21 protein-coding genes are annotated in these 20701 nt (G+C 72.5%); 11 read left to right on the top strand and 10 right to left on the bottom strand.

Going from position 1 to position 20701, the window contains the following annotated elements:
* Positions 1-147 precede the first annotated feature (147 nt).
* Positions 148-1545 (top strand): type VII secretion integral membrane protein EccD, encoded by a 1398-nt coding sequence (gene eccD / locus ACFQGL_RS28150; protein WP_377515576.1) that lies wholly within the window; start codon positions 148-150, stop codon positions 1543-1545.
* A 51-nt stretch (positions 1546-1596) separates the two neighbouring features.
* Here the strand turns inward: eccD and ACFQGL_RS28155 are convergent, their stop codons facing one another.
* A complete protein-coding gene (locus ACFQGL_RS28155; protein WP_377515577.1) occupies positions 1597-2781 on the bottom strand; it encodes a type VII secretion protein EccE in 1185 nt (394 codons plus the stop codon).
* Between the two features lie 161 nt (positions 2782-2942).
* On the opposite strand from ACFQGL_RS28155, the gene eccB reads away from it, so the two are divergent.
* From eccB to ACFQGL_RS28195, 8 genes are all read left to right on the top strand, one after another.
* On the top strand, positions 2943-4544 hold the full coding sequence (gene eccB / locus ACFQGL_RS28160; protein WP_377515578.1) for a type VII secretion protein EccB: 1602 nt from the start codon (positions 2943-2945) through the stop codon (positions 4542-4544).
* Positions 4545-4631: 87 nt separating this feature from the next.
* Entirely contained in the window at positions 4632-5000 is a 369-nt protein-coding gene (locus tag ACFQGL_RS28165; protein ID WP_377515579.1) for a hypothetical protein, read from the top strand.
* The gene (locus ACFQGL_RS28170; protein ID WP_377515580.1) at positions 4993-6315 is read left to right on the top strand and encodes a WXG100 family type VII secretion target; all 1323 of its coding nucleotides are present in this window, start codon (positions 4993-4995) and stop codon (positions 6313-6315) included. The genes ACFQGL_RS28165 and ACFQGL_RS28170 overlap by 8 nt, the downstream gene beginning before the upstream one ends.
* A 214-nt stretch (positions 6316-6529) precedes the next feature.
* Entirely contained in the window at positions 6530-6892 is a 363-nt protein-coding gene (locus ACFQGL_RS28175; protein WP_377515581.1) for a hypothetical protein, read from the top strand.
* A gap of 47 nt (positions 6893-6939) precedes the next feature.
* Positions 6940-7827, top strand: a complete 888-nt coding sequence (locus ACFQGL_RS28180; RefSeq protein ID WP_377515582.1) for a hypothetical protein — start codon at positions 6940-6942, stop codon at positions 7825-7827.
* Positions 7828-7876: 49 nt separating this feature from the next.
* Entirely contained in the window at positions 7877-8218 is a 342-nt protein-coding gene (locus tag ACFQGL_RS28185; protein ID WP_377515583.1) for a YkvA family protein, read from the top strand.
* A gap of 30 nt (positions 8219-8248) precedes the next feature.
* Positions 8249-8656 carry a pyridoxamine 5'-phosphate oxidase family protein gene (locus ACFQGL_RS28190; protein ID WP_377515585.1) on the top strand — a complete coding sequence of 136 codons (408 nt, stop codon included), beginning with the start codon at positions 8249-8251 and terminating at the stop codon, positions 8654-8656.
* 336 nt (positions 8657-8992) lie between these two features.
* Positions 8993-9655, top strand: a complete 663-nt coding sequence (locus ACFQGL_RS28195; protein ID WP_377515587.1) for a C39 family peptidase — start codon at positions 8993-8995, stop codon at positions 9653-9655.
* Positions 9656-9665: 10 nt separating this feature from the next.
* Here ACFQGL_RS28195 and ACFQGL_RS28200 read toward each other — a convergent pair whose 3' ends face one another.
* The 3 genes from ACFQGL_RS28200 to ACFQGL_RS28210 all read right to left on the bottom strand — a co-directional run bounded on the left by ACFQGL_RS28200 (position 9666) and on the right by ACFQGL_RS28210 (position 11991).
* Positions 9666-10991, bottom strand: a complete 1326-nt coding sequence (locus tag ACFQGL_RS28200; protein WP_377515589.1) for an FUSC family protein — start codon at positions 10989-10991, stop codon at positions 9666-9668.
* A 160-nt stretch (positions 10992-11151) separates the two neighbouring features.
* The gene (locus ACFQGL_RS28205; protein WP_377515592.1) at positions 11152-11505 is read right to left on the bottom strand and encodes a hypothetical protein; all 354 of its coding nucleotides are present in this window, start codon (positions 11503-11505) and stop codon (positions 11152-11154) included.
* A 303-nt stretch (positions 11506-11808) separates the two neighbouring features.
* A complete protein-coding gene (locus ACFQGL_RS28210; protein ID WP_377515594.1) occupies positions 11809-11991 on the bottom strand; it encodes an antitoxin in 183 nt (60 codons plus the stop codon).
* A gap of 158 nt (positions 11992-12149) precedes the next feature.
* On the opposite strand from ACFQGL_RS28210, the gene ACFQGL_RS28215 reads away from it, so the two are divergent.
* Complete coding sequence (locus ACFQGL_RS28215) at positions 12150-13343, top strand: AI-2E family transporter (RefSeq protein ID WP_377515596.1); 1194 nt, start codon at positions 12150-12152, stop codon at positions 13341-13343.
* Here ACFQGL_RS28215 and ACFQGL_RS28220 read toward each other — a convergent pair.
* Positions 13309-13986, bottom strand: a complete 678-nt coding sequence (locus tag ACFQGL_RS28220; RefSeq protein ID WP_377515597.1) for a dienelactone hydrolase family protein — start codon at positions 13984-13986, stop codon at positions 13309-13311. The two genes, ACFQGL_RS28215 and ACFQGL_RS28220, sit on opposite strands and share 35 nt — an antisense overlap.
* Before the next feature lie 158 nt (positions 13987-14144).
* Here ACFQGL_RS28220 and ACFQGL_RS28225 point away from each other — a divergent pair, with 158 nt between their 5' ends.
* Positions 14145-14324, top strand: a complete 180-nt coding sequence (locus ACFQGL_RS28225; RefSeq protein ID WP_377515599.1) for a hypothetical protein — start codon at positions 14145-14147, stop codon at positions 14322-14324.
* Positions 14325-14396: 72 nt separating this feature from the next.
* Here the strand turns inward: ACFQGL_RS28225 and ACFQGL_RS28230 are convergent, their stop codons facing one another.
* The 5 genes from ACFQGL_RS28230 to ACFQGL_RS28250 form a co-directional block, all read right to left on the bottom strand.
* On the bottom strand, positions 14397-16769 hold the full coding sequence (locus ACFQGL_RS28230; RefSeq protein ID WP_377515600.1) for a glycoside hydrolase family 65 protein: 2373 nt from the start codon (positions 16767-16769) through the stop codon (positions 14397-14399).
* Complete coding sequence (locus tag ACFQGL_RS28235) at positions 16766-17575, bottom strand: HAD family hydrolase (protein WP_377515602.1); 810 nt, start codon at positions 17573-17575, stop codon at positions 16766-16768. Before ACFQGL_RS28235 ends, ACFQGL_RS28230 begins: the two co-directional genes overlap by 4 nt.
* Before the next feature lie 60 nt (positions 17576-17635).
* On the bottom strand, positions 17636-18100 hold the full coding sequence (locus ACFQGL_RS28240; RefSeq protein ID WP_377515603.1) for a DUF4442 domain-containing protein: 465 nt from the start codon (positions 18098-18100) through the stop codon (positions 17636-17638).
* A 64-nt stretch (positions 18101-18164) separates the two neighbouring features.
* Complete coding sequence (locus ACFQGL_RS28245; RefSeq protein WP_377515604.1) at positions 18165-19181, bottom strand: hypothetical protein; 1017 nt, start codon at positions 19179-19181, stop codon at positions 18165-18167.
* Positions 19182-19274: 93 nt separating this feature from the next.
* Positions 19275-20573 carry an ABC transporter ATP-binding protein gene (locus tag ACFQGL_RS28250; protein ID WP_377515605.1) on the bottom strand — a complete coding sequence of 433 codons (1299 nt, stop codon included), beginning with the start codon at positions 20571-20573 and terminating at the stop codon, positions 19275-19277.
* Positions 20574-20701 lie beyond the last annotated feature (128 nt).

The following is a 20701-nucleotide window of genomic DNA, read 5'->3' on the forward strand; positions in this document are numbered from 1 at the left end:
GGCCCTGACGACCTGCCGCCGTGGACCGGAGTCCTCGGGTGGGCATCGTACGTGCCCGCCATCGTAGGTAATCTCCCGTGGGCGTGGTGGACCCGCACTGCGCGGTACGGCGGCCAGCTGATCGTAGACGGACACCAGGAGGCCACAGTGGCGACGAAGACGGCGACCGGTGGTCTGAGCCGGATCACGATCGTGGCGCCCCGTACCCGAATGGATCTGGCCCTGCCGGCGGACGTGCCGATGGCCGACCTGTTGCCCACCCTGCTGCGGTACGCCGGGGAGGACCTGGCCGACGACGGGGTCCGACACGGCGGCTGGGCACTGTCCCGGTTGGGCGGCGCGCCCCTGGACGGTGGCCGTACCGCCGCGCAGCTCGGTGTCCGCGACGGTGAGGTGCTCTACTTCAACCCCCGGTCGTCCGCGGCCCCGGAGGTCGTCTTCGACGACGTGGTGGACGCGGTCGCCACGGCGACCAACCAGCGCCCCGGCGCCTGGCACGTCGACGCGACCCGGAGCTTCGCGGTCCTGTTCGCCGCGGCGGCGCTCGGCGCCGGCGCACTCGCCGCGCTCTTCGCCGGCCCACCGCACCTGCCCGGTGCCCTGGCCGCCGTGCTGGCCGCGGTGGCACTGCTGGTCGGCGCGGCGGTGCTGTCCCGGGCCGCCGGTGACAGCCGGACCGGTGCGGTGCTGGCCATGGTCGGCCTGGTGCATGCCGGGACCGGCGGCCTGCTGCTGCTCGCCGGTGACCGTCCGCTGAGCGACCTGGCCAGCCCACACGTACTGCTCGGGGCGACCGCCGTGGTGATCGCCGGCGCGGTGGCCGCGCTGGCCGTCGGTGACCGGTACCCACTCTTCTTCAGCGCGATCGGGGTCGGCACGGCGATCGGCGTGGGCGCGCTGCTCTGCCTGACCTTCGGCATCGACGCACCAGCCGCGGCCGCGGTGGTGGCGGCGATCGCCTTCGGTTCGGTGCCGGCGCTGCCGATGGTCGCCTACCGGCTGGCCCGGCTGCCGGTGCCGTCGATCCCGACCGGCCCGGACGACCTGAAGACGGACACCGAGTCCGTCGACGGTCGGCAGGTGCTCCAGTCCAGCGAGCGGGCCGACCAGTTCCTGACCGGTCTGTTGTGGACCGTGTCGCTGCTGGTGCTCGGCGCGCAACTGGTGCTGGCGCTGGACGGGCGGCTGGCGGCCGTGCTGCTCTGCCTGGTGCTGGGCCTGCTCTCGCTGCTGCGGGCGCGTCCGCTGCTGGGCCGGGCCCAGCGCACCCCGGTGCTGCTCGCGGGCACCGTCGGGCTGGGCCTCGCCGCCGCGGCCACGTTCGGCGGCGGTTCGCTGTCGGTCCGGCTCGGCCTGGTCCTCGGCGGTCTGGTGGTGGCGGCCGTGGTCAGCCTGATCTACGGCCTGACCGTCGCCGGTAAGCCCATCTCCCCGGTCTGGGGCCGCCTGCTCGACATCGTCGAGATCCTGCTGATCATCTCGCTGGTTCCGCTCGCCGTCTGGGTCTGCGGGCTGTACGGCTGGATCGTCAACCTGCGGCCCTGATCCCCGCTCTCCCCCAGCCCGGTCGACCGACCCGGCTGGGGGATCGGCCGGTCAGCGCGGTTGCGGGCGGGCCGAGCCGAGCAGCGCCGACGCGACCGGCGCGCTGGCGTACACGCCGGGGCCGTGCTGCCCGTCGACCGGCCGGGCCGACATTCCGCCCCGCTGCGCCACGTCCCGAACGACCTTGATCAGTGCCTCGACGTGGTTGTCCATCGCCGCGACCCGCAGCAGCGGCGCCGCCACCCGACCGCCCGGCGAGACCGCCGCGGCCACCGTGTGCGAGGGCGCCGAGGTCGAGGTGATCGCGTCCACCAGTGGACCGAGCGGTACGTCCGAGCGACCCCGCAGAGCCAGGCAGCGGTGGGTCCACCCGCCGCCGCGCAGCCCTCGCCAGGTCTCCGCGGGTGGATCCGACACCAGGTCCAGCCCGGCCGCCGAGACCACGGCCGCGCGCAGCTCGTCGCGGCCCAGTGGCCGGTGCGCCAGTCCGGCAGCGGTCAACGCCTTGCCCAGCCGGCCGATCCCGGCCGCCAACGTCCGGTGTACGCCGGCGAGCCCGCCGCCTCGGCTGACCGCCTCCACCCGGGCGTCGCGGACGGTGAGCCGCAGCGCCACCCAGACCGTCCGGTGCGCGGCTGGTGGCGCACCGGGAGCCGGGTACCAGACCAGGGTGTGCGCGACGACCTGGGACCGGGAGACCGGCGCGGAGAAGTCCACCAGTACCCGCAGCGCCCGGTCCACGCTCGCCGCGTCCACCGAACCGACCGCCGCGCCGGTGGCAGGTTGCAGCGCGACCGCCGCGAACCAACCCTGCTCGTCCTGCCCGATACCGAGCCGGGTACCCCGGTCGGTCAACTCGATGACGCTCAGCTCGGGGGCGAGCGCGGCAAGCCGGGGGTCCGTGGTCGCGCCCGCCAGCGCCGCCGCGGCACGCTCCCGGCGGCGGCGCAGCCGGCGGCGCAGCAGTAGGTCCTCGAACCACCAGCGACCACCCCGACGAGCGAAGACGGCCACGACGACCAGCGCCGCCACCGCCCCCACCGCGGCGAACAGCCAAGCGGGCCCGGCCTGCGCGGCCCAAACGGCGACCGCGCACACCTCCAGCACCACGAGCTGACCGACCAGCACCGGACCGACGCGTCCCCGGCCTGGCCGGTCAGCCGCGGGCGTGGCCCGTGCCGGGACGTCGGACGGGTTCGCGGTCACTCGAGCGGGTCGCGCCTGAACCTGCGTCATCGGTGACTGTCCCTCCTGCACGGTACGGCTCTACGCCGGGCCGGTCCGGCGCCGGCCGTGGACGGTGGTCCCGAAGACCCGCCGTCGGCCCCTTATCGTAGGGAAGTCCGCGACGACGCCCCGACCTGATCGTCGCGGATCCACCCCGCCGGAGGTAAGTCATGCGGACCCGCCGCGATCAGGTGCAGGCGTACCGCTTCGTCACCCGCCGAATCGTCTCCGCGTTGCTGTCGGGCGATCCGGAGACCACGAACCTGCCGATGCGTCGACTCGGCATGGCGGTCTTCGGCAGCGTGATCGCCGCAGCCGTGGTGCTCGGCGGGGTCGGCGCGTACGGGCAGTTGACCGGGAACACCGCACCGCTGGACGACAACACGCTGGTGATCGAACGGGAGACCGGCGCGACGTACGTCTACACGGAGGGGATGCTGCACCCGACGCTCAACTACACCTCGGCCCGGCTGATCCTCAACGCGGCGGACACGACGGTACGCACGATGTCCCAGGCGTCGCTGCGGGACCGGCCACGCGGCCGTACGGTCGGCATCGTCGGTGCGCCGGACGCGTTGCCGGACCGCAAGTCCCTGACCGGCCTGCCCTGGTCGGTCTGCGACGTGCCGGATCCGGTCGACGATCGCCGGTCGACCACCCGAGTGGTGATCGACCGGGTGCTTCCCGGCGGCACACCGCTGGGCGACCGCGCAGTGCTGGTCAGCGTGGACGGCCAGGAGCACCTGCTCGCCAACAACTCCCGCCTCCGGGTGCTCGGTGGCGGTTCGACGATCACGGCTCTGCGCCTGCCCAACACCGCGTACCGGGTCGGGCAGCAACTGCTCAACGCCATCCCGGCCGGGCCGCCGCTGCGCAAGCTGTCGCTGCCCGGTCAGGGCAACCCGAGCCAGCTGCAGGTGGCCGACCGGCCGGCGGTCATCGGTCAGGTGTTCCGGGCCGCCGGCCGGCACTACGTGCTGACCCGCAACGGTCTCGCCTCGATCTCCGAGATCACCGCCCTGCTGTTGATCAGCGGTGGCGGTCGGATTACCGACATCACTCCGGATCAGGCCGGTCAGCATCTGGCCGCCGAGCGGGTGGAGGAGGAGGGGCTGCCGGAAACCCTGCCCACCATGTACCCGGTCCGCTCCGGGCAGACCATGATCTGCGCGACGTACCGGGCGGGCAACGGAGGTGGACCGCCGACCACCACCGTGGAGGTCTTCGACCGGGCGCCGGCGGAGCTGACCTCCACCGAGTCGGGCCCGCTGCCGGTGCGGCAGAGTGCCCGGGACGCGGTGCGGACGGCCGAGGCCGTGCTGCTGCCCGGCGGCAAGGGAGTGATCGCGCAGGCCGCACCCGGCTCCGGGACCAGTGGATCCGGTGCTGCCGGGTCGACGATCTACCTGATCACCCCGCAGGGCATCCGGTACCCGCTCGGTTCGGCCGAGACGATGGACGCGCTCGGCTACGGCGGTGTCACCCCGCTCGCCGTCCCTGGCTCGCTGCTCTCGCTGATCCCGATCGGGCCCACTCTCGACCAGGAGCACGCGAGGGACTACTACTCGCCCGACGGCGCGCCAGCGGCGGCGGCGCCGAAGACGCCGTCAGCCAGCCCGTCCGCGTCGACCAGCCCGTCCACGTCGGCCACGCCGTCCACGTCGGCCACGCCGTCCACGACCGCCACCCCGTCGACACCGGCCAGCGGGGCTCCGGCGAGTGGTGGCGCGGGTGGCGGTGGGTCGACCGCATCGATCAGTACCGACGATTGAGGCACCGTTACGGGTCGCCGTGGGTCGCGGCGGTGGACTAACCTGAGAACGCTGACGGTTGTCAACCAGAACGACGGGGATGTTGCCATGACCGGGCGTACGGAAGTCGACCTGCTGTCCCTCGAGGACTTCCACCAGCACCTGGCGGCTCGGCTGACCCAGGTCGAGTCGGTGCTGCGCAAGCTCAACACCGAGATGCAGTGCGCGCCTCCGGCGTTGGGCTCGTTCGCCGACGCCACCGACAACTCGAACCGCTACACCAAGGTCCACCAGTCCTACGTGGAGCAGGCTGAACGGCTCCGCAAGGCGGTGCTGGCCGCGCAGCAGGCGACCAACACGATCCTGACCAATTACCGCACCGCCGAGGCACGTAACGCGGCCAACGCCAGCGACATCACCGCCGCGCTGACCGGGGTCGACCGGGCCCTGCAGCCGAAGGGAGACGGCCGTGTCTGAATACACCCAGCGCTACCAGGGCCAGAGCCACCAGCAGCTGTACGACGCCGTGATGGCCGGCAAGCCCGAGCAGATCGACGGCGTGGCCGCCCAGTGGTCCACGCTCAAGGGCACCCTGGACGGCCTCGGCCGGGAGCTGAGCGGCGACCTGGACAAGCTCGGCAACACCTGGACGGGCTCGGCGGGTCGGGAGTTCCAGCGTCGGATGACGCTGATCGTCGACCACGCCGCGGCGTTGGGTGACGGGATGAACGGCATCAAGCAGGGGCTCACCATGATGGCCGGCGAGTTGCGCACCGCGCACAAGCAGGCGGAGAGCCCGGACGAGACCGACGACAACGACAAGGCGATCTCGGGCGCGCTCAAGGGTGCCGCCCTGGGCGTGCCCGGTCTGATCGCCGGGGGCCTGCTCGGTCACCAGCAGGACAAGGCCGAGCAGGAGAAGGCCCACCAGCGGATGGTGAACGTGGTGGCCAATCTGGCGGCCGGCTACGACCTCTCCGCGTACGACCGGGTCATCAACCCGCCGCCGCCCCACCCCGACACGCCGAGCACGACCCGCGACGACCCGACGACGCCGCGCAGCGTCCCGACCACCGCGACGCCGAGGGCCGCGCCCAACGCCACCCACAGCACCGCGCACACCGGTGACGCGACCATCCGGACGCCCGACGGCGTGACTCCGCTGGAGATCGTCGGCGGCGGGCCCGGCACCGGTCCGGACGGCGCTGGCAACGGCGGCACGCCGGCCGTGGTCGTCGACTCGGGCAGCGGCTCCGAGACCGCTCCCGGCACGTCCCTCGCCAGCGCCGACCCGGTGCTCGGCGGCGCGCTTCTCGCCGGTGGGGCCGCCGGGCTGGCCGGCCTGACCGGGCCCACCACCGTGCCCGCCAGCGCCGGCACCGGTCCGGGTCTGCTCTTCGGAGCGCCGGGTGGGGCACCGGCCGGCGGGGTGCTCCGCGCCACGTCGCTCGCCAGCTCGACGGGCAGCACGCCCACCACCTCTGCCCGGCCGGCCGCCGCTCCAGCGGCCGAGAGCCGTGCCGCCAGCGGGGTCGGGCGCAGCATGGACGGTCGACGTGGCGAGGCCAACGGCCGGGCGGCCACGGCCGGCCGCGCGGGTGCCGGCAACGCCACCCGGCCGGGTGCCGGCAACGCCACCCGCCCGGGTGCCAACCGACCTGGCGTACTGGGCGGGCACGGCCGGCCCGAGGACGACGAGTCCGACGAGCGGATGACCTGGCTGACCGAGGACGAGATGGTGTGGCGGGACGGCGGGGACGCCGCGCCGCCGGTGCTCGGCACCGCCGGCTGATCCCGGCTACACCCACAGGTCCACCACGGTGGCCTCGACCGGACGCGATCCGGCCGAGGCCATCGTTCGTTCCGGCCGGAGTCACCAGGCTCCCGGAGTCACCAGGCATCTCGGGCCCGCTGAATCCGTCCACTGTGCGCCTGGTGGCGGTGGTCACGCCGGTGCGGACCGCTGCCATGCTGCGCCATGACGAATCGGGCGATAGGTTGGTCGGGTGCCGTCCGTAGCGTCCGTCCGCCCAGCCCGGTGGGCTGTGCTGCGGTCACTGCGAGAGCTGACCCGGCTCGCGGTCACCGTGCTGGTGCTCGCGGTCGGCCTCGGCGGCGCTCTCGCCACCACCCCGCCGGACGCCCCCACGCAGGTGCGGCCCAGCGCCGTCAGCAGCCGGGTGGACATCCTCGGCCCCGCCGCCGCCGCCGAGCAGGCGAGCACCCAGCGGACGGGCCAGCCGGCCGAGCTCCGGCCCGTCAGCACGGTCGCGGCGGCGACCGGTCCGGTCATCGTCGGCCCGCAGCAGGCACCGGCCGCCGACCCCACCCGCGGCACCCCGTACCGACGCGGCCCACCCACCCGCTGACCTCGGCCGGCCACCGGTGCTGCGCTCGACGCGGCCCGGTCAGCGAGGTGCCCGTACGCGCACCCGACTCGCTGTCGACACGCCGCCCAGAGGCCACCACCCGTCGATACCCGCCGTTCGACCGCGAGGTGCTGATCATGCAGACCGTCCTCTCCGCTTTCCTTCCCGACATGCCCCGGGTCGCCGCCATCTGGCTGAGCCTGCTCGGGGTGGTCGCTGTCGCCGTCTCGGCCCTGCTGGTGCGGCCCGGACGACTCCGCCTCGACCCGGGCGCGCGGATCCGCCGAGCCGCCATGCCCAGCCAGCTCGAACAGGTACACCAGGAGCGCGAGCAGAGCCGCTACGCGCAGGAGGTCGCGGTGGCCGCCGAGCGCGCCACCACCACCGCCCGACGCCGGCGGGCCGAGTGGATCGCCGCGCAGGAGACCGTCGAGACCGCCTGGCAGGCGTACGAGTTGGCCGAGGCAGCACTGCAACGGCTCGGCGCGGCGTCCGCGATGCCGTTGCCGCACACCGCGAAGACCCCGGCGGAGTACGTCGACCGTGAGCGCTACCTGCACCGGGCCGCGCTGGACGCGTACTGGCGGCGGGAGCTGTCGGTGGAGCAACTCAGTGACGTCTTCGCGCACCGCGCCGGCTGGGACCCCCGGCTGCACCCCGTCGAGCAGGAGTTGGTGTTGCAGCGGGCGATCCGGGACAACCTGGCGGCCCGGCACGTCGCCGCCGGGGAGCGGGAGCAGGCCGCCTGGCGGGCGGCCGAGTCGGCCGTGGTGGCGGCCCGGAGCCTGCGCGAGGAGGCCTATGCGGCGACCGGACGGCGGGAGACGGAATCCGCCTCGGTGCTGCCGTTGAGCGAGGTCGGCCGACCGGCTGGCGAGCAGACCCGGGAGAACCCGGTGGTCGCCCGCGGTCGCGCGGCGGTGCCCGCGTTCTGACCCGCCCGGTCACCGGGCCGGCCCGGCGCCGGTGGGTTAACGTGACGGCATGTCCCGACAGGCGTGGGTCCTCGTGGTGGTCGCCGGCATCCTGGCGCTCGCCACACTGATCGGCGCGGTGCTGTTGGCGGTGCGAGTCGTGCGTACGCGGCGGCTGCTGACCGGCCTCGGCGCGGGCGGCAAGGTCGCCTTCTACGGGGCGCTGATCTACACGATCTTCCCGGTGGACCTGCTCCCGGACCCGATCTACCTGGACGACATGGGCATCCTGGCCGCCGCATTGTTCTATCTCAGCCGGCTGGTGCACCAGCGCCGGGCAGCCAACCGCCGGCTGCCCGCGCAGCCGGATACGCCGCCTGATCCGGACCGGGTGACCCGCCGCGTGCCATGATCGTGATCGGGTCGGCGGACGGGGGCGGGCATGGCGGGTGACCATCGGTTGGACGTACACGACGACCGCGTCGCCGCCTTCTGCGCGGAACGCCACCTCGCGACGCTGACCACCCTGCGCGCTGACGGCACCCCACACGTGGTGCCGGTCGGGGTCACCCTCGACCCGGCGGCCGGCCTGGCCCGGGTGATCACCTCCGGCACCTCGCGCAAGGCCCGGGACGTGGCCGCGGCCGGTGCGGCGGGCACGCCGGTGGCCGTCTGTCACGTGGACGGCCGCCGCTGGCTGACCATCGAGGGCCGGGCGGTGCTCCGGTCGGACCGGGCCGCCGTGGCGGAGGCCGAGCGCCGCTACGCCGAGCGGTATCGGACGCCGCGACCGAATCCGGAGCGGGTGGTCATCGAGATCACCGTGACCGGCCTGCTGGGCAGCCTCTGACGCGTCGCCGCGCCCTCGGCGACACGCAGTGGACCCGAAATCCGGAGTGCTACCGACTGACCGTTTCATCCCTCGCTGGCCGGGTCACCGAGGACGCCGTGAGCGACGGCACGTCGCAGCCGGAATCCCGTCCCGCCGGTGGTCGTTGCACCTGATCGCGACGCCCGATACCGGCAGCCGGCACCGGAATGCACGCCGGAGCAGGGCCGTTACGCATCCGGTACGCCCACGGCCGAGCGCACTGCGGGCCGTCGCCCCCTGATGAGCCGAGCGCCATTCCCGGTGCTGCTGCCCTCCGCCTGTCGGAGGCGCCAACCCCCGAACGGAGACTCGACCATGAATCCGATCATTCAGAAGAGTGGCCTGTCCGTCTGCGGCCTGCTCGTCGCCGGCGGCTGCGCCCTCGGCCCGGCGGTGGCCGCGTACGCCGCCCCGGTCCCGACCAGCCCGACCTCGTCGAGCCAGACCGACCGGAGCAGCCAGCCGGACCGCAACGCCGAGCGGGTCCTCGACATCGATTACCAGGCCCAGCCGAACTTCTACTACTGCGGCCCGGCCGCGACCCGGATCGCACTGTCCGCTCAGGGCAAGGCGCTCTCCCAGGACGAGGTGGCCAACCTGCTCGGCACCACCGAGGCGGGCACCCCGTCGGCCCTGGACACCACCCGGGTGCTCAATGAGCTCACCGGCGGCAAGTACCGGACGACCGAGATCCGTGACTCGGTGGCCCGCCCCGAGCAGGTCGAGCAGCTGCGCCGGGACGTGCTGACCGCCGTGGACGCCGGAAGGGCGGTGGTGGCCAATATCAAGGGCACGACCGTGGACACCGACGGCAACCCGCACTCGTACGAGGGCGGCCACTACCTGACCCTGGTCGGCTACCGCGACGGCGGGGACACCATCCGGGTCGCCGACCCGGCCGACCCTGCCGTGGGCGAGTACTGGATGAGCCTGCCGAAGGTCGCCAACTGGATCGCCGAGCGCGGCTACTCCTCCTGATCCTCGCGGTTCACCGGGCCGGTCTCCCCCTGTCGGGGAGGCCGGCCCGTCCGTCGTTACGCACCCGGGCGGCGAGGTGTGCCCGCCGGCGAGCCCGGGCGGCCCGGGTCGGCCGCGCCCGGTGCAACTCCTGGCGCAGCGGCGGATGAATCTCCGCCTCGCCGGCACCGGCCGCCTTGCGCACGATCCGGTTGGCATCGTCCGGTTCACAGCCGGCGGCCCGCAACAGGTCGCTGGACGCCGTACGCAGACCGGTCACGAGTGAGTCGCCGAACGACTTCACACCGACGGCGCCGGCCCGCCCAGCCAGCTCGGCGCATTCCTCGACCAGCCGACGGGTGCGTTCGGGCTCGTCGCCAGCCCGGCGCTCCGTCCGCATCACGGACACCGCCTGGCCGAGCCGGGCCATCGCGTCCGAGAGCTCCGAGGGGATCGGCTCGTCGTACTGCAGTGCGGTCGTCGACCAGCGGGCCATGGCCCGGGTGTCCAGCAACAGCCGCTCCAGGTGCTCCGCGCTGCGGGCGTACCGGTGGTACTGCTCGCGGCGATGCCACCGGGCCGGCGCGATCGTCACCACCTCCTCGGCTCCGCTCAGCGCGTCGTGCAGCCGGCCCAGGTCGTCCTCGGTGCCACGCAGCCGCTGCAGGACGCGCATCGTGTGGTCGGAGTCGCGCTTGCGCATCGCCTCCGCCAGCTCGGCGAGTTGGTCGCGGAGGACGGTGAAGATCGGTGTCGCCGCCCGGTCCAGCACCCGCATCGGGTTGATCGGCAGCAACAGCGCGACCACCACGAGGCCGACCGCCCCGCCGACCAGCGCGTCGACGATCCTGGGCACCTCCAGGCCGCGGTCCGTCGGGGCCAGCGTCGCGATCAGTACGGCGGTACCACCGGCCTGACCGACCAGTGGGCCTCCCTTGCCCGCCACCAGCAGCGCGGCGGCGATGGCCAGGGCCACCACCACGCCGGTCTGCCACGGCCCCGAGCCGAGGATGAAGCGCAGCGTGTCGCCGATGACGATGCCCAGAGCCACGCCGGCCAGCAGCTCGAAGGTACGACGAGCCCGCTGCCCGATGGCGGTGGCGATCGTACCGACGGCGGCGGCGGGGGCGAAGACGTGCGATCCGGGGCCGAGGAAGTGCGTGGCGATCAGGGCGGCGAGCGCTGCCGCCAGCCCGGCCTGGATGGCGATCACCAGGGTGATCTCCCACTGCCGGGCGCGGATCCGACCGGCCTGACCGCTGCGGTGCCGCACCCGTTCGACCGCCTGGCCACTTCGCTCGGCAGCCTCGTCGAGCGGCGACCGGTCGCGGTCGGCTGGCGGGCGGTCATCGGCCATGGCGGCGGTTACCCCGACGACGGCCGGGCAATCGCGCCCGGCCGCCCATCAGCACCAACCACGCGGCCAACACCACCCGTCTCGTGTCAGCGCCAGCCTGGCCGGCGCCCGAACCGGAGACGGGATCCCTGGTTTGGGCCTGCCGGTCGGGCCAGCGAGGTCACGCTCGGCCCGCGCCGGGTTTCCCGCACCTGTTGATGTCGCCGGTCTCGCTGCTGTATTTGCCGAGGCACGCCTGGAACTTGACCTCCATGCCCTCGGGGAGGTCACCGTAAGACCGCGTCGAACAACTTCCCGCGCCGGCCGTATGCCATTTGTTCGAGGCCCGTACCCCATTCAGCCAGGCGATGACGACCACCGACCAACCGTCTGCTTCCAGGTCGCAGACCACGATCTGGTCACCGTCGCCATACCAGGACCCCATGCCCGCGCACCCGTAGTTGGTGCAGGCGTCGGCGTCCTGTCCGGCCTGCGCGGGCGCGGCGAGCCCCAACGCCACCAACGCCGCGACCATCGAGACCACCAGTGTTCGCAGGGCGATGCGGGACGCACCGGTGCCCCTCGTTGCTGTTTTCGGAACCCTCACGAGATTGTCCTTTCCGGTCCGTAGTACGTGTCCTGCTTACGGTCGGGACACTACGGACGGAACGGCGTTTGAGCGTCCGGCGAGGGATTGACATCCGGGTAAACTCCGGCGGCAGTCCGGGTACCGGTCGTCGGGCCGGCGAAGGACCTCCCGTACCACCGTGGCGGTACGACGACAGTGGCCCCCGCCCAGCGGAGTTGCTGGTCGGGGGCCGCTGGAACGACTCGCGTGTCAGCGAACCTGGTCGCCCTCACCGGTACGCGCCTGGGCCTGGTCGACGCCCTTGTCGATGCGATCGGAGTACTTGCCCCCGGTGCGCTTGTCGACCATGTCGCCGGCCTTCTTCATGCCCTGGTCCACCTGCTTGTCGTGCTTGTTCGCGAAGTCCTTGGCCTTGTCCATGAATTCACCCATGACGATCCTCCTCCGGTCTGGTCACGCGCCGTTCGCGTTCCCTGGCCCCGATCACGCAAACCCACCCGCCACGCGCACCGGCCACGCACCGTTGGAGCGATACGGGTGTCGGCGCACAACCAGCCGGGTACGACTCGTCGAGATCGAGGAGGACCGACATGGCGGCAGACGAACCCGGAGCGGGCGCCGGGGCGACAACGGGCAGCAGCGGGACGGCAACGGGCAGCCTCGCAGCCACCACGGGCAACTCCGGGCCGCGCCAGGCCTGGGTAGCCCTGCCCTGGCTCGTCCGGACCGCGGTGCTGTGGAGCGCCTGCCTGGTGGTGGTCGTCGCCGGGCTCTACCTGTTGGGCAAGATCGCCGTCCTGTTGGCACCGCTGGCCATCGCGCTGGCGGCCACCATCTTTCTCACCGCGCTACTCGACCCGGTGCTTCTCCTGCTGCGCCGGCTGCGGCTGCCCGCGGCGCCTGCGGCGCTGCTCACCGTACTGCTGCTGCTCGGCATCCTGGTCGGTCTCGGCGCGTTGGTGTGGAACCTGACCGCCAGCCAGTTCGATCAGCTCAGCCAGGAGCTGACGCAGGGGTTGGAACGCAGCCGGGACTTCGTGACGTCCAGCCTGCCGGTCACCGACGCGCAGTTGGATCGGCTGGTCGACCAGGTTCGGGAAGGGCTGCGCGGCAGCTCGCCGGACCCGGTGGCGGGTGCCCGGACCGCCACCGAGGTGGCCGGATCCATACTCCTCGCCCTGGTGCTGCTCTTCTTCCTGCTCAAGGACGGCCGGTCGATGTGGCACTGGGTGCTGTCCCGGCTGACCGGCCCGAACCAGCCGGTGGTGGCCGAAGCCGGCCGCGCTGGCTGGCACACGCTGGGCGCGTACAGCCGGGGCACGATGCTGATCGCCGCGATCGACGCGATCGGCATCGGCCTGGCCCTGGTGGTGCTCCGGGTGCCGCTCGCCCTGCCGCTGGCGCTGATCACCTTCCTCGGCGGGTTCGTCCCGATCATCGGTGCCACGGTGGCCGGTGCGGTCGCGGTGCTGGTGGCGCTGGCCGCCCAGGGGCCGACCACCGCGCTGCTCACCCTCGCCGCGGTGATCGCGGTCCAGCAGATCGAGGGCAACCTGCTGGAGCCGCTGGTCATGAAGCGTCAGGTCCGGCTGCACCCCGCGGTGATCCTGGTGGCGGTCACCGCCGGCACACTGATCGCGGGCATCGCCGGGGCCTTCGTCAGCGTCCCGATCACCGCGGTCCTCTGGCGCATCATCGACACCGTCCAGAAGCACCGCTCGACGCCCCACCTCGACGGTCCGTCCGACCTCATGATCGACGCGCGGGGTGGACCGGGACGGTGAGGTGGGTGGTGAACCAGGCGCCGGCCTGGTCGGCGACCTGGTCCAGGGTGCCGGGCTCTTCGAAGAGGTGGGTGGCCCCCGGTACGATCCGCAGCTCGCCCACCTCACCCAGCTCGGCCAACGCCTGCTCGTTGAGGGTAATCACTTCCTCGTCCAGACCCCCGACGAGCAACAACGTCGGGGTACGCACCTGGGCCAGCGCCGCGCCGGCCAGGTCAGGCCGGCCGCCCCGGGAAACCACCGCGGCCACCCGGTCGGCGCGGGACGCCGCCGCGACCAGGGCAGCCGCGGCACCCGTGCTGGCCCCGAACAGGCCAATCGGTACGTCGCCGGCGGGTCGCTCGGCGGCGAGCCAGTCGACGACCCCGGCCAGTCGGCTGGCCAACAAGCCGATGTCGAACCGCAGCTCGGCGGTTTGTGCGTCCACCTCGTCCTCGGTCGGGGTGAGCAGATCCACCAGCACCGTGCCGAGCCCGCGACGGTTCAGCGTCTCGGCCACCGCCACGTTGCGCGGGCTGTGCCGTGAGCTACCGCTGCCGTGCGCGAACAGCACCACGCCGACCGTTTGACCGGGAAGCATCAGGTCGGCGGGGAGCGGGGCGTCCCCGACCGGGATGATCACCGTGCTGCGCTGCTCGTCCATGCCGCACCTCCGCCTGCTCGCCTGCGATCCGGGTACCCCGCCCACCGCACCCCACGCGGGCGCTGCCGTGGAGTTTGTCGAGTGGGCCGGCGGGTACGCGACGAGCGACCGCAGACCGTGTCGGCGCAGCAGCGCCCCGACGGATCGCGAGGATCGCCATGGCCCAGCAGCAGACCTCCCGACAGCAGCAGATGGACGAGCGGAACCGGCGCGAACAGGACGCCAAGCGAGGCCGGGACTTCGGGGACGAGGCCGCATCGGCCCGCCTGCCCGACGATCCCCGGGCGACGGCCCCGCGGGACGCGATCGGGCGTCCCTCGCAGGGCGAGCCCATCTGACCGCGACGTCGACAACGGGCGGGCACGGCCCGCTGGGTGACGGCCGGGGCGGGAACACTCCCGCCCCGGCCGTCACTGCTCGTGCTCGGGCAACCGCAGCAGCGGTGATCGGCCAGGCGGCTGCTCCGGTGGCGGCCCGGTCGGGTCGGCCGGCGGCACCGGTACGGTCACCGGTTCGTCGCAGGTCACGCGCACCATCTGGTCGTGGTGGCGCAGTTCCACCGCGTCCTTCGGGCCGCCGTGGCGCAGCGAGTACGTCGTCTGGTGCGGCCGGACGTCCACCCGCAGTGCCAGCCCGCGCCACTGGACGGAGAACTCCAGCCGGTTGAGACGGCTGGAGAGCCGGGGCGCGAACGACAGCTCGCCGTCGTGGTCGCGCAGCCCGCCGAGCCCGCCGACCAGGGCGATCCACGCGCCCGCCAGCGAGGCCATGTGTACGCCGTCCCGAGTGTTCTCGTTGAGGTCGTGCAGGTCCATGAGCGCGGCCTCGCGCAGGTAGACGTGTGCCAGCTCGGGGTAGCCCACCTCGGCGGCGAGCACCGCCTGGGTGCAGGCCGACAACGATGAGTCGCGTACGGTGCGGCGCTCGTAGTAGAGGAAGTTGCGTACCTTCTGCTCGGGGGTGAAGGCGTCGCCCCGCCAGTGCATGGCCAGGACCAGGTCGGCCTGCTTCACCACCTGCTTGCGGTACAGCTCGAAGTACGGGTAGTGCAGCAGCAGCGGGTACTTCTCCGACGGCGTGTGGGCGAAGTCCCACTCCTGGAGCCGGGTGAACCCCTCCACCTGCTGATGCACGTCGATTTCTTCGTCGTACGGGACGTGCATCGATTCGGCCGCGTCCCGCCAGCTCGCCGCCTCCTCGTCGGTGACACCGAGGTGGAATGCCTCGTCCCGGTAGCGCATCACCACGTCGGCGGCGGTGAGCAGGTTCCGCTGCGCCATCAGGTTGGTGTAGATGTTGTCGTTCTTGACCGCGGTGTACTCGTCCGGGCCGGTGACACCGTCGATGTGGAACTGCCCGTGCCGATCGTGGTGCCCGATCGAGCGCCACAGCCGGGCGGTCTCCACCAGCAGTTCGAGCCCGATCTCCCGCTCCAGATCGGTGTCGCCGGTGACCAGTACGTACCGGCGCAGCGCGTCGGCGATGTCCGCGGCGATGTGGAAGGCCGCGGTGCCGGCGGGCCAGTATCCGGAGGACTCCGGACCCTCGATGGTCCGCCACGGGAAGGCCGCGCCCTTCAGGTTGAGCGTCTCGGCCCGTTCCTTGGCCAGCTCCAACGTGCTGTACCGCCAGTGCAGAGCGTTGCGCACCGCGCTCGGCTGGGTGTAGGTGAGCACCGGCAGGACGAACATCTCGGTGTCCCAGAAGGCGTGCCCGTCGTAGCCGGGGCCGGTCAGACCCTTGGCCGAGATCGGTCGCCGCTCGGCGCGCGCGCCGGCCTGGAGCACGTGGAAGAGACCGAACCGGACGGCCTGCTGCACCTCCGGGTCCCCCTCGACCAGCACGTCGGCCGCGTCCCAGAACTCGTCGAGGTAGGCCCGCTGCTCCCGGCAGAGCCCTTCCCAGCCCTCCAGCCGGGCAGCGGCAAGCGCCGCGCCGACCTGGTCGCGCAGCGCGGGCAGCGAACGTCGACTCGACCAGCCGTACGTGAGGTACTTGACCACCCGCAGTTTCTCGCCGGGCTTGAGTACACAACCGATCGTGGTACGGACCCAGTCCTCGTACCCCTCGGATTCGATGGTCGTGCGGTCCGGACCGTGCACCTCGTGCTCCATGGCGGTGGCCACCCGGAGGCCGGAGACCTTGGTCCGGTGGATGAGCTGCCCGCCGTCCGGGGTGGTCAGCTCCTCCTCGGCCTGCAGCGGTGACTCCAGCACCGCTGCGACCCGGGGGTCCTTGCTCTGCGAGGGCAACGTCTCGTTGGCCACCAACTCGGACTGCACGATCAGCCGCAGCGGACCGTCGACGGCCTCCACCTCGTAGCTGATCGCGGCGACCGACCGCTGGGTGAACGACACCAGCCGGGTGCTGCGGACCTTGACCTCCCGACCGGCCGGTGAGCGCCAGTGCACCTCCCGGTGCAGGGTGCCGGCCCGTAGGTCGAGGATCCGCTCGTGCGCGATCAGCTCGCCGTAGCGCACGTCGAGCGGTTCGTCGTCGACCAGCAGCCGGATCAGCTTGCCGTTGGTGACGTTGACGATGGTCTGCCCGGACTCGGGGAAGCCGTAGCCGGCCTCCGCGTAGGGCAGCGGGCGCAGCTCGTAGAAGGAGTTGAGGTAGGTGCCCGGCAGGCCGTGCGGCTCGCCCTCGTCGAGGTTGCCGCGCAGCCCGACGTGCCCGTTGGAGAGCGCGAAGACCGACTCCGACTGGGCCAGCACGTCCATGTCCAGCCGGGTCTCCCGGACGTGCCAGGGCTCGACGGGATAGGCCCGTTCCCGGATCACGCGGGACCCCGCTCTCCGGCCGGTTGGCGGTCGCCGGGCGTACGCGGCGTCGGTGGGTCGACATCGCCCAGTTCCAGCAGGTCGGCGAGGTCGTCGACCACGACGTCGGCGCCCTGCGCGCGTAGCTCGTCGGCCTGCCCGACCCGGTCGACCCCGATCACGTAACCGAAGCCGCCGGCCCGACCGGCGGCCACCCCGGAGAGTGCGTCCTCGAAGACCGCCGCCTGCGCGGGGTCGACGCCGAGCAGCCTGGCCCCGGCCAGGAAGGTGTCCGGGTACGGCTTGCCACGCAGTCCCTGTTCCCGGGCGACCAGCCCGTCCACCCGGGCTTCGAGCAGCGGTTCCAGGCCGGCGGCGGCGACCACCTCGTGACCGTTGGCGCTCGCGGTCACCACGGCCCGGCGCAGCCCGGCCGCGGCCGCCGCCTCCAGGTATCGCACCGAGCCCGGATAGACCTCGACGCCGGAGGTTCGAAGGCGCTCCAGCAGGAGGACGTTCTTACGATTCCCGACGCCGTTGACGGTGTCGGCGGTCGGCGGGTCGTCCGGGTCGCCCTCGGGCAGCACGATGCCCCGGGACGCGAGGAACGACCGGACGCCGTCGGCGCGTGGTCGGCCGTCGACGTACCGGTTGTAGTCCGGGCCGGGGTCGAACGGCCGGAATGCTTCGCCGGTGGCCTCGGCGCGTTCCCGCAGGAACTCGTCGAACGTCTCGGTCCAGGCGGCGTTGTGCACCCGGGCGGTCTGCGTCAGCACACCGTCCAGATCGAAGAGACAGGCGGTCACGTGAGCAGGTAGGCCCAGCACGCTACGAATCTAACCACCCGGCCGGGTCGGCAAACGTGTTTCGGCCTGCCCGGGCGCGCCTCAGTTCGGCCGTAGCGTCCAGATCACGGTCATCGCCGAGGTGGCCGTGCCGTCCTCGGTGCTGATCTCCACCTCGACCGGAAACTCGGGCCGCTGGCCGGCCTCCAGCTCGGCGATCACGTCGAGGGCCGGCCGGCCGAGCCGCGCGGTGGCCAGCACCGCCCCCCGGGCCAGCTTGCGGTAGGCGATCTCGGCGCGGACGGCGAGCGGCACGGCCCGGTCGAGCAGCTGCCCGAAGGCTGCCAGCACGACCGCGCCGGAGGCCGTCTCGCCGAGGGTGAACATGGCCCCGGCGTGCGGCCCGCCGACGTGGTTGTGCGTGGCTGGCGAGTCGGGAAGCCGGACGACCGCCCGCACCCCACCCTTCGCCTCTGGCGCCACCTCGACGAACTCGAAGCCGAGCGTACGGGCGAACGGCACGGCTTCGAGCATGCCGGCCGCCACCTGGCGGGAGTCGATGGTCATGGCCTGACGTTACTAGCCGGTAACCATGCCGGCAACCAGCGGTTTCCTCGTCTTCGGCGGCTGCTCAGAGGTTCGCGATGGTGCGCAGGATCTCCGCGTAGAAGTTGCCGTCGATGCTGCGGAAGAGGGCGAAATCCTGGCCCGGGTCGCCGAAGAACGGGCGCAGCGTCCAGGCCAGCTGGGTGCCCACGAAGCCGAAGAGCAGGATCCAGATGTAGAGCAGGGTCATGCTGGCCGGGCGCTGGGTCGGCTCGCCGCGCCGCACCGGCCGGCCGTCCCACGGGCGCTGCCCAGCGGGGTAGCCGGGCTGCACCATGCCGGGCGGGAACGAGACGCCGGCCGGCTGCCCGGCCCACTGGGTCGGAACCTGAGCGGGAACGTGCGTCGCGACCTGCGTCGGCACCGGTGCGGCGACCGCACCCGCGTCGGGCGTGGCACCGTTCGGGGCCGTCCCGTCGACCGCAGCTCCGGCCGGTACGGCGACCGGCTCGGCGACCGTCGCCGGCACCGCGGTGGCGGGCACGGCAGCCGGAACGGCCGGTGCCTGGGCCTGGGCCTGGGCCTGGGCCGCCTCCGGGGCGAGCAGGCCGTTATCGTTGAGCACCTGCATCCCGCCGGTCAGGAAGCGCAGCCCGACCAGTGCCGACAGGGCCAGAATCGCCACGTTGAGCAGCTTGAAGAAGCCGTAGTCGTTCGCGGTGATCAGGAAGAAGAGGCTGATCGGCGCGAACGCCACCGCGAGCATCGAGGTGACCGTGATCGCCACCATCACCAACGCCAGCGACTGGCGCACCGAGAGCCGGGCACCGAAGACCAGATTGAACAGGTAGAGCGTGGGCAGGCAGATGGCCAGCGTGACCAGGAACAGCAGCGGCAGCTTCAGCGCCGAGGTCAGCGCCATCAGCGGGCTGTGGAAGAAGCCCAGCACAGCCCCGTAGCAGGCGAGCGCGATGGCCGAACTGGCCAGCATCCGCCCGGTCAGCGCGTTGAGGTCACGGTCGGCCACGATCTGCTGCCAGATGCCCTGCCGGTCGCGCAGGATGCGCTCGATGACGAGCGGACTGGGACGGTCACCCGACACGGGCGCACCCCTCTCGGTGAGTTTCACTGTGGACTGGGTGCGCAGACGGTAGGCCACCGGGTGGTGCCGCCGCCACCCCGACGCGGCGGGTCGTCAACGCCACCCCACGTCGATCCGGGAGCCACGCTCGTCGAAGAAGTGCAGCGCGTCCATCCGGACCGAGACGGCGAGCGGGTGACCGGCGGTGACCGCCGGGTACGGCGCCAGCCGCACCGCCAGCTCCGCGGGACGACGGTGGTGCCGGCCCGGGTCCGGGAGCACGCTCGTCCGGGTGCCCCCACTCGGAGCGTCGACTGCCTCCGCCGCCTTGCCGGTGAGCCGCTGCATCACCGAGCCGAACCGGCGCAGGCCGCGCTGGCCCACCGGCGGCGGATCCAGCGGCGCGCCCATCTCGTCGACCACGATCGCGGTCGCCCCGATGTCGAGGAAGGCCAGCGACTCGTGTCCGTGGTGCTCCAGGTAGCGGATCCGGCCGCGCAGCACGTCACCGGGGCTGTCCGGGGCGACCGGGGTGAGCGCCTCGGCGCGCATGCCGACCACGATCCGCTCGCCGTGGTAGTGCGCCACCGCCCGGCTGCGGATGTCGTCCCAGGGTAGGTAGAGCGACTGCTCACCGAGGTTGAGCGTGACGTACCGGTCGAGGTGGACGTAGACCGACGCCTCCAGCAGGTTCATCCGGGGACTGCCCAGGAACGCCGCCACGTAGAGCGTCGCCGGCCGGCCGTACACCTGGGTCGGAGTGCCCACGTCCTGGAGCACGCCCCGGCGCATGATCGCCACCCGGTCGGCCATGGTGAGCGCCTCGGCCTGGTCGTGGGTGACGTAGACGGTGGTGACGCCCAGCTCCCGGGTCAGGCCGGAGATCTCCGCGCGCAGCTCGGCACGCAGCCCGCTGTCGAGGTTGGACAACGGCTCGTCCATCAGGAACAACCCGGGTCGGCGCACGATCGCCCGGCCCATGGCGACGCGTTGCCGCTGCCCGCCGGAGAGCTGGCCCGGCTTGCGGGTCAACACGTCGCCGATGCCCAGCGCGCTCGCCACATCGGAGACCCGCTCACCCCGGGGCGTCGGCTCCACGCCGGCCAGCCGGAGCGGAAAGGCGATGTTGTCGCCGACCGTCATGTGCGGATAGAGCGCGAAGTCCTGGAAGACCATGGCGATCCTCCGCTCCCGCGGTGCCAGGTCGTTGGCGAGTTCTCCGTCGAGCAGCACCGCGCCCTGGGTCGGGTCCTCCAACCCGGCGATCATGCGCAGCACCGTGGACTTGCCGCAGCCGGACGGGCCGAGCAGCACCATGAACTCACCGTCGTTCACGTCCAGGTTGATGCTGTCGACGGCCAACGTGCCGTCCTTGAAGATCTTGGTGACATCCTTGAGCGCGACGGTGGTCACCGTCTCCTCCCCCAGCTCGTCGGCCGAAACCCCCACAAGACTGTGACCAGGATCATTCAATTCCCACATCGGGTGAACGTCTCATTGTCGATCGATGACGCCGTCGTTACGCGGCGTCACACGCCGTC

This window comes from Micromonospora vulcania, from assembly GCF_042658605.1.
Lineage (GTDB): Bacteria > Actinomycetota > Actinomycetes > Mycobacteriales > Micromonosporaceae > Micromonospora > Micromonospora vulcania.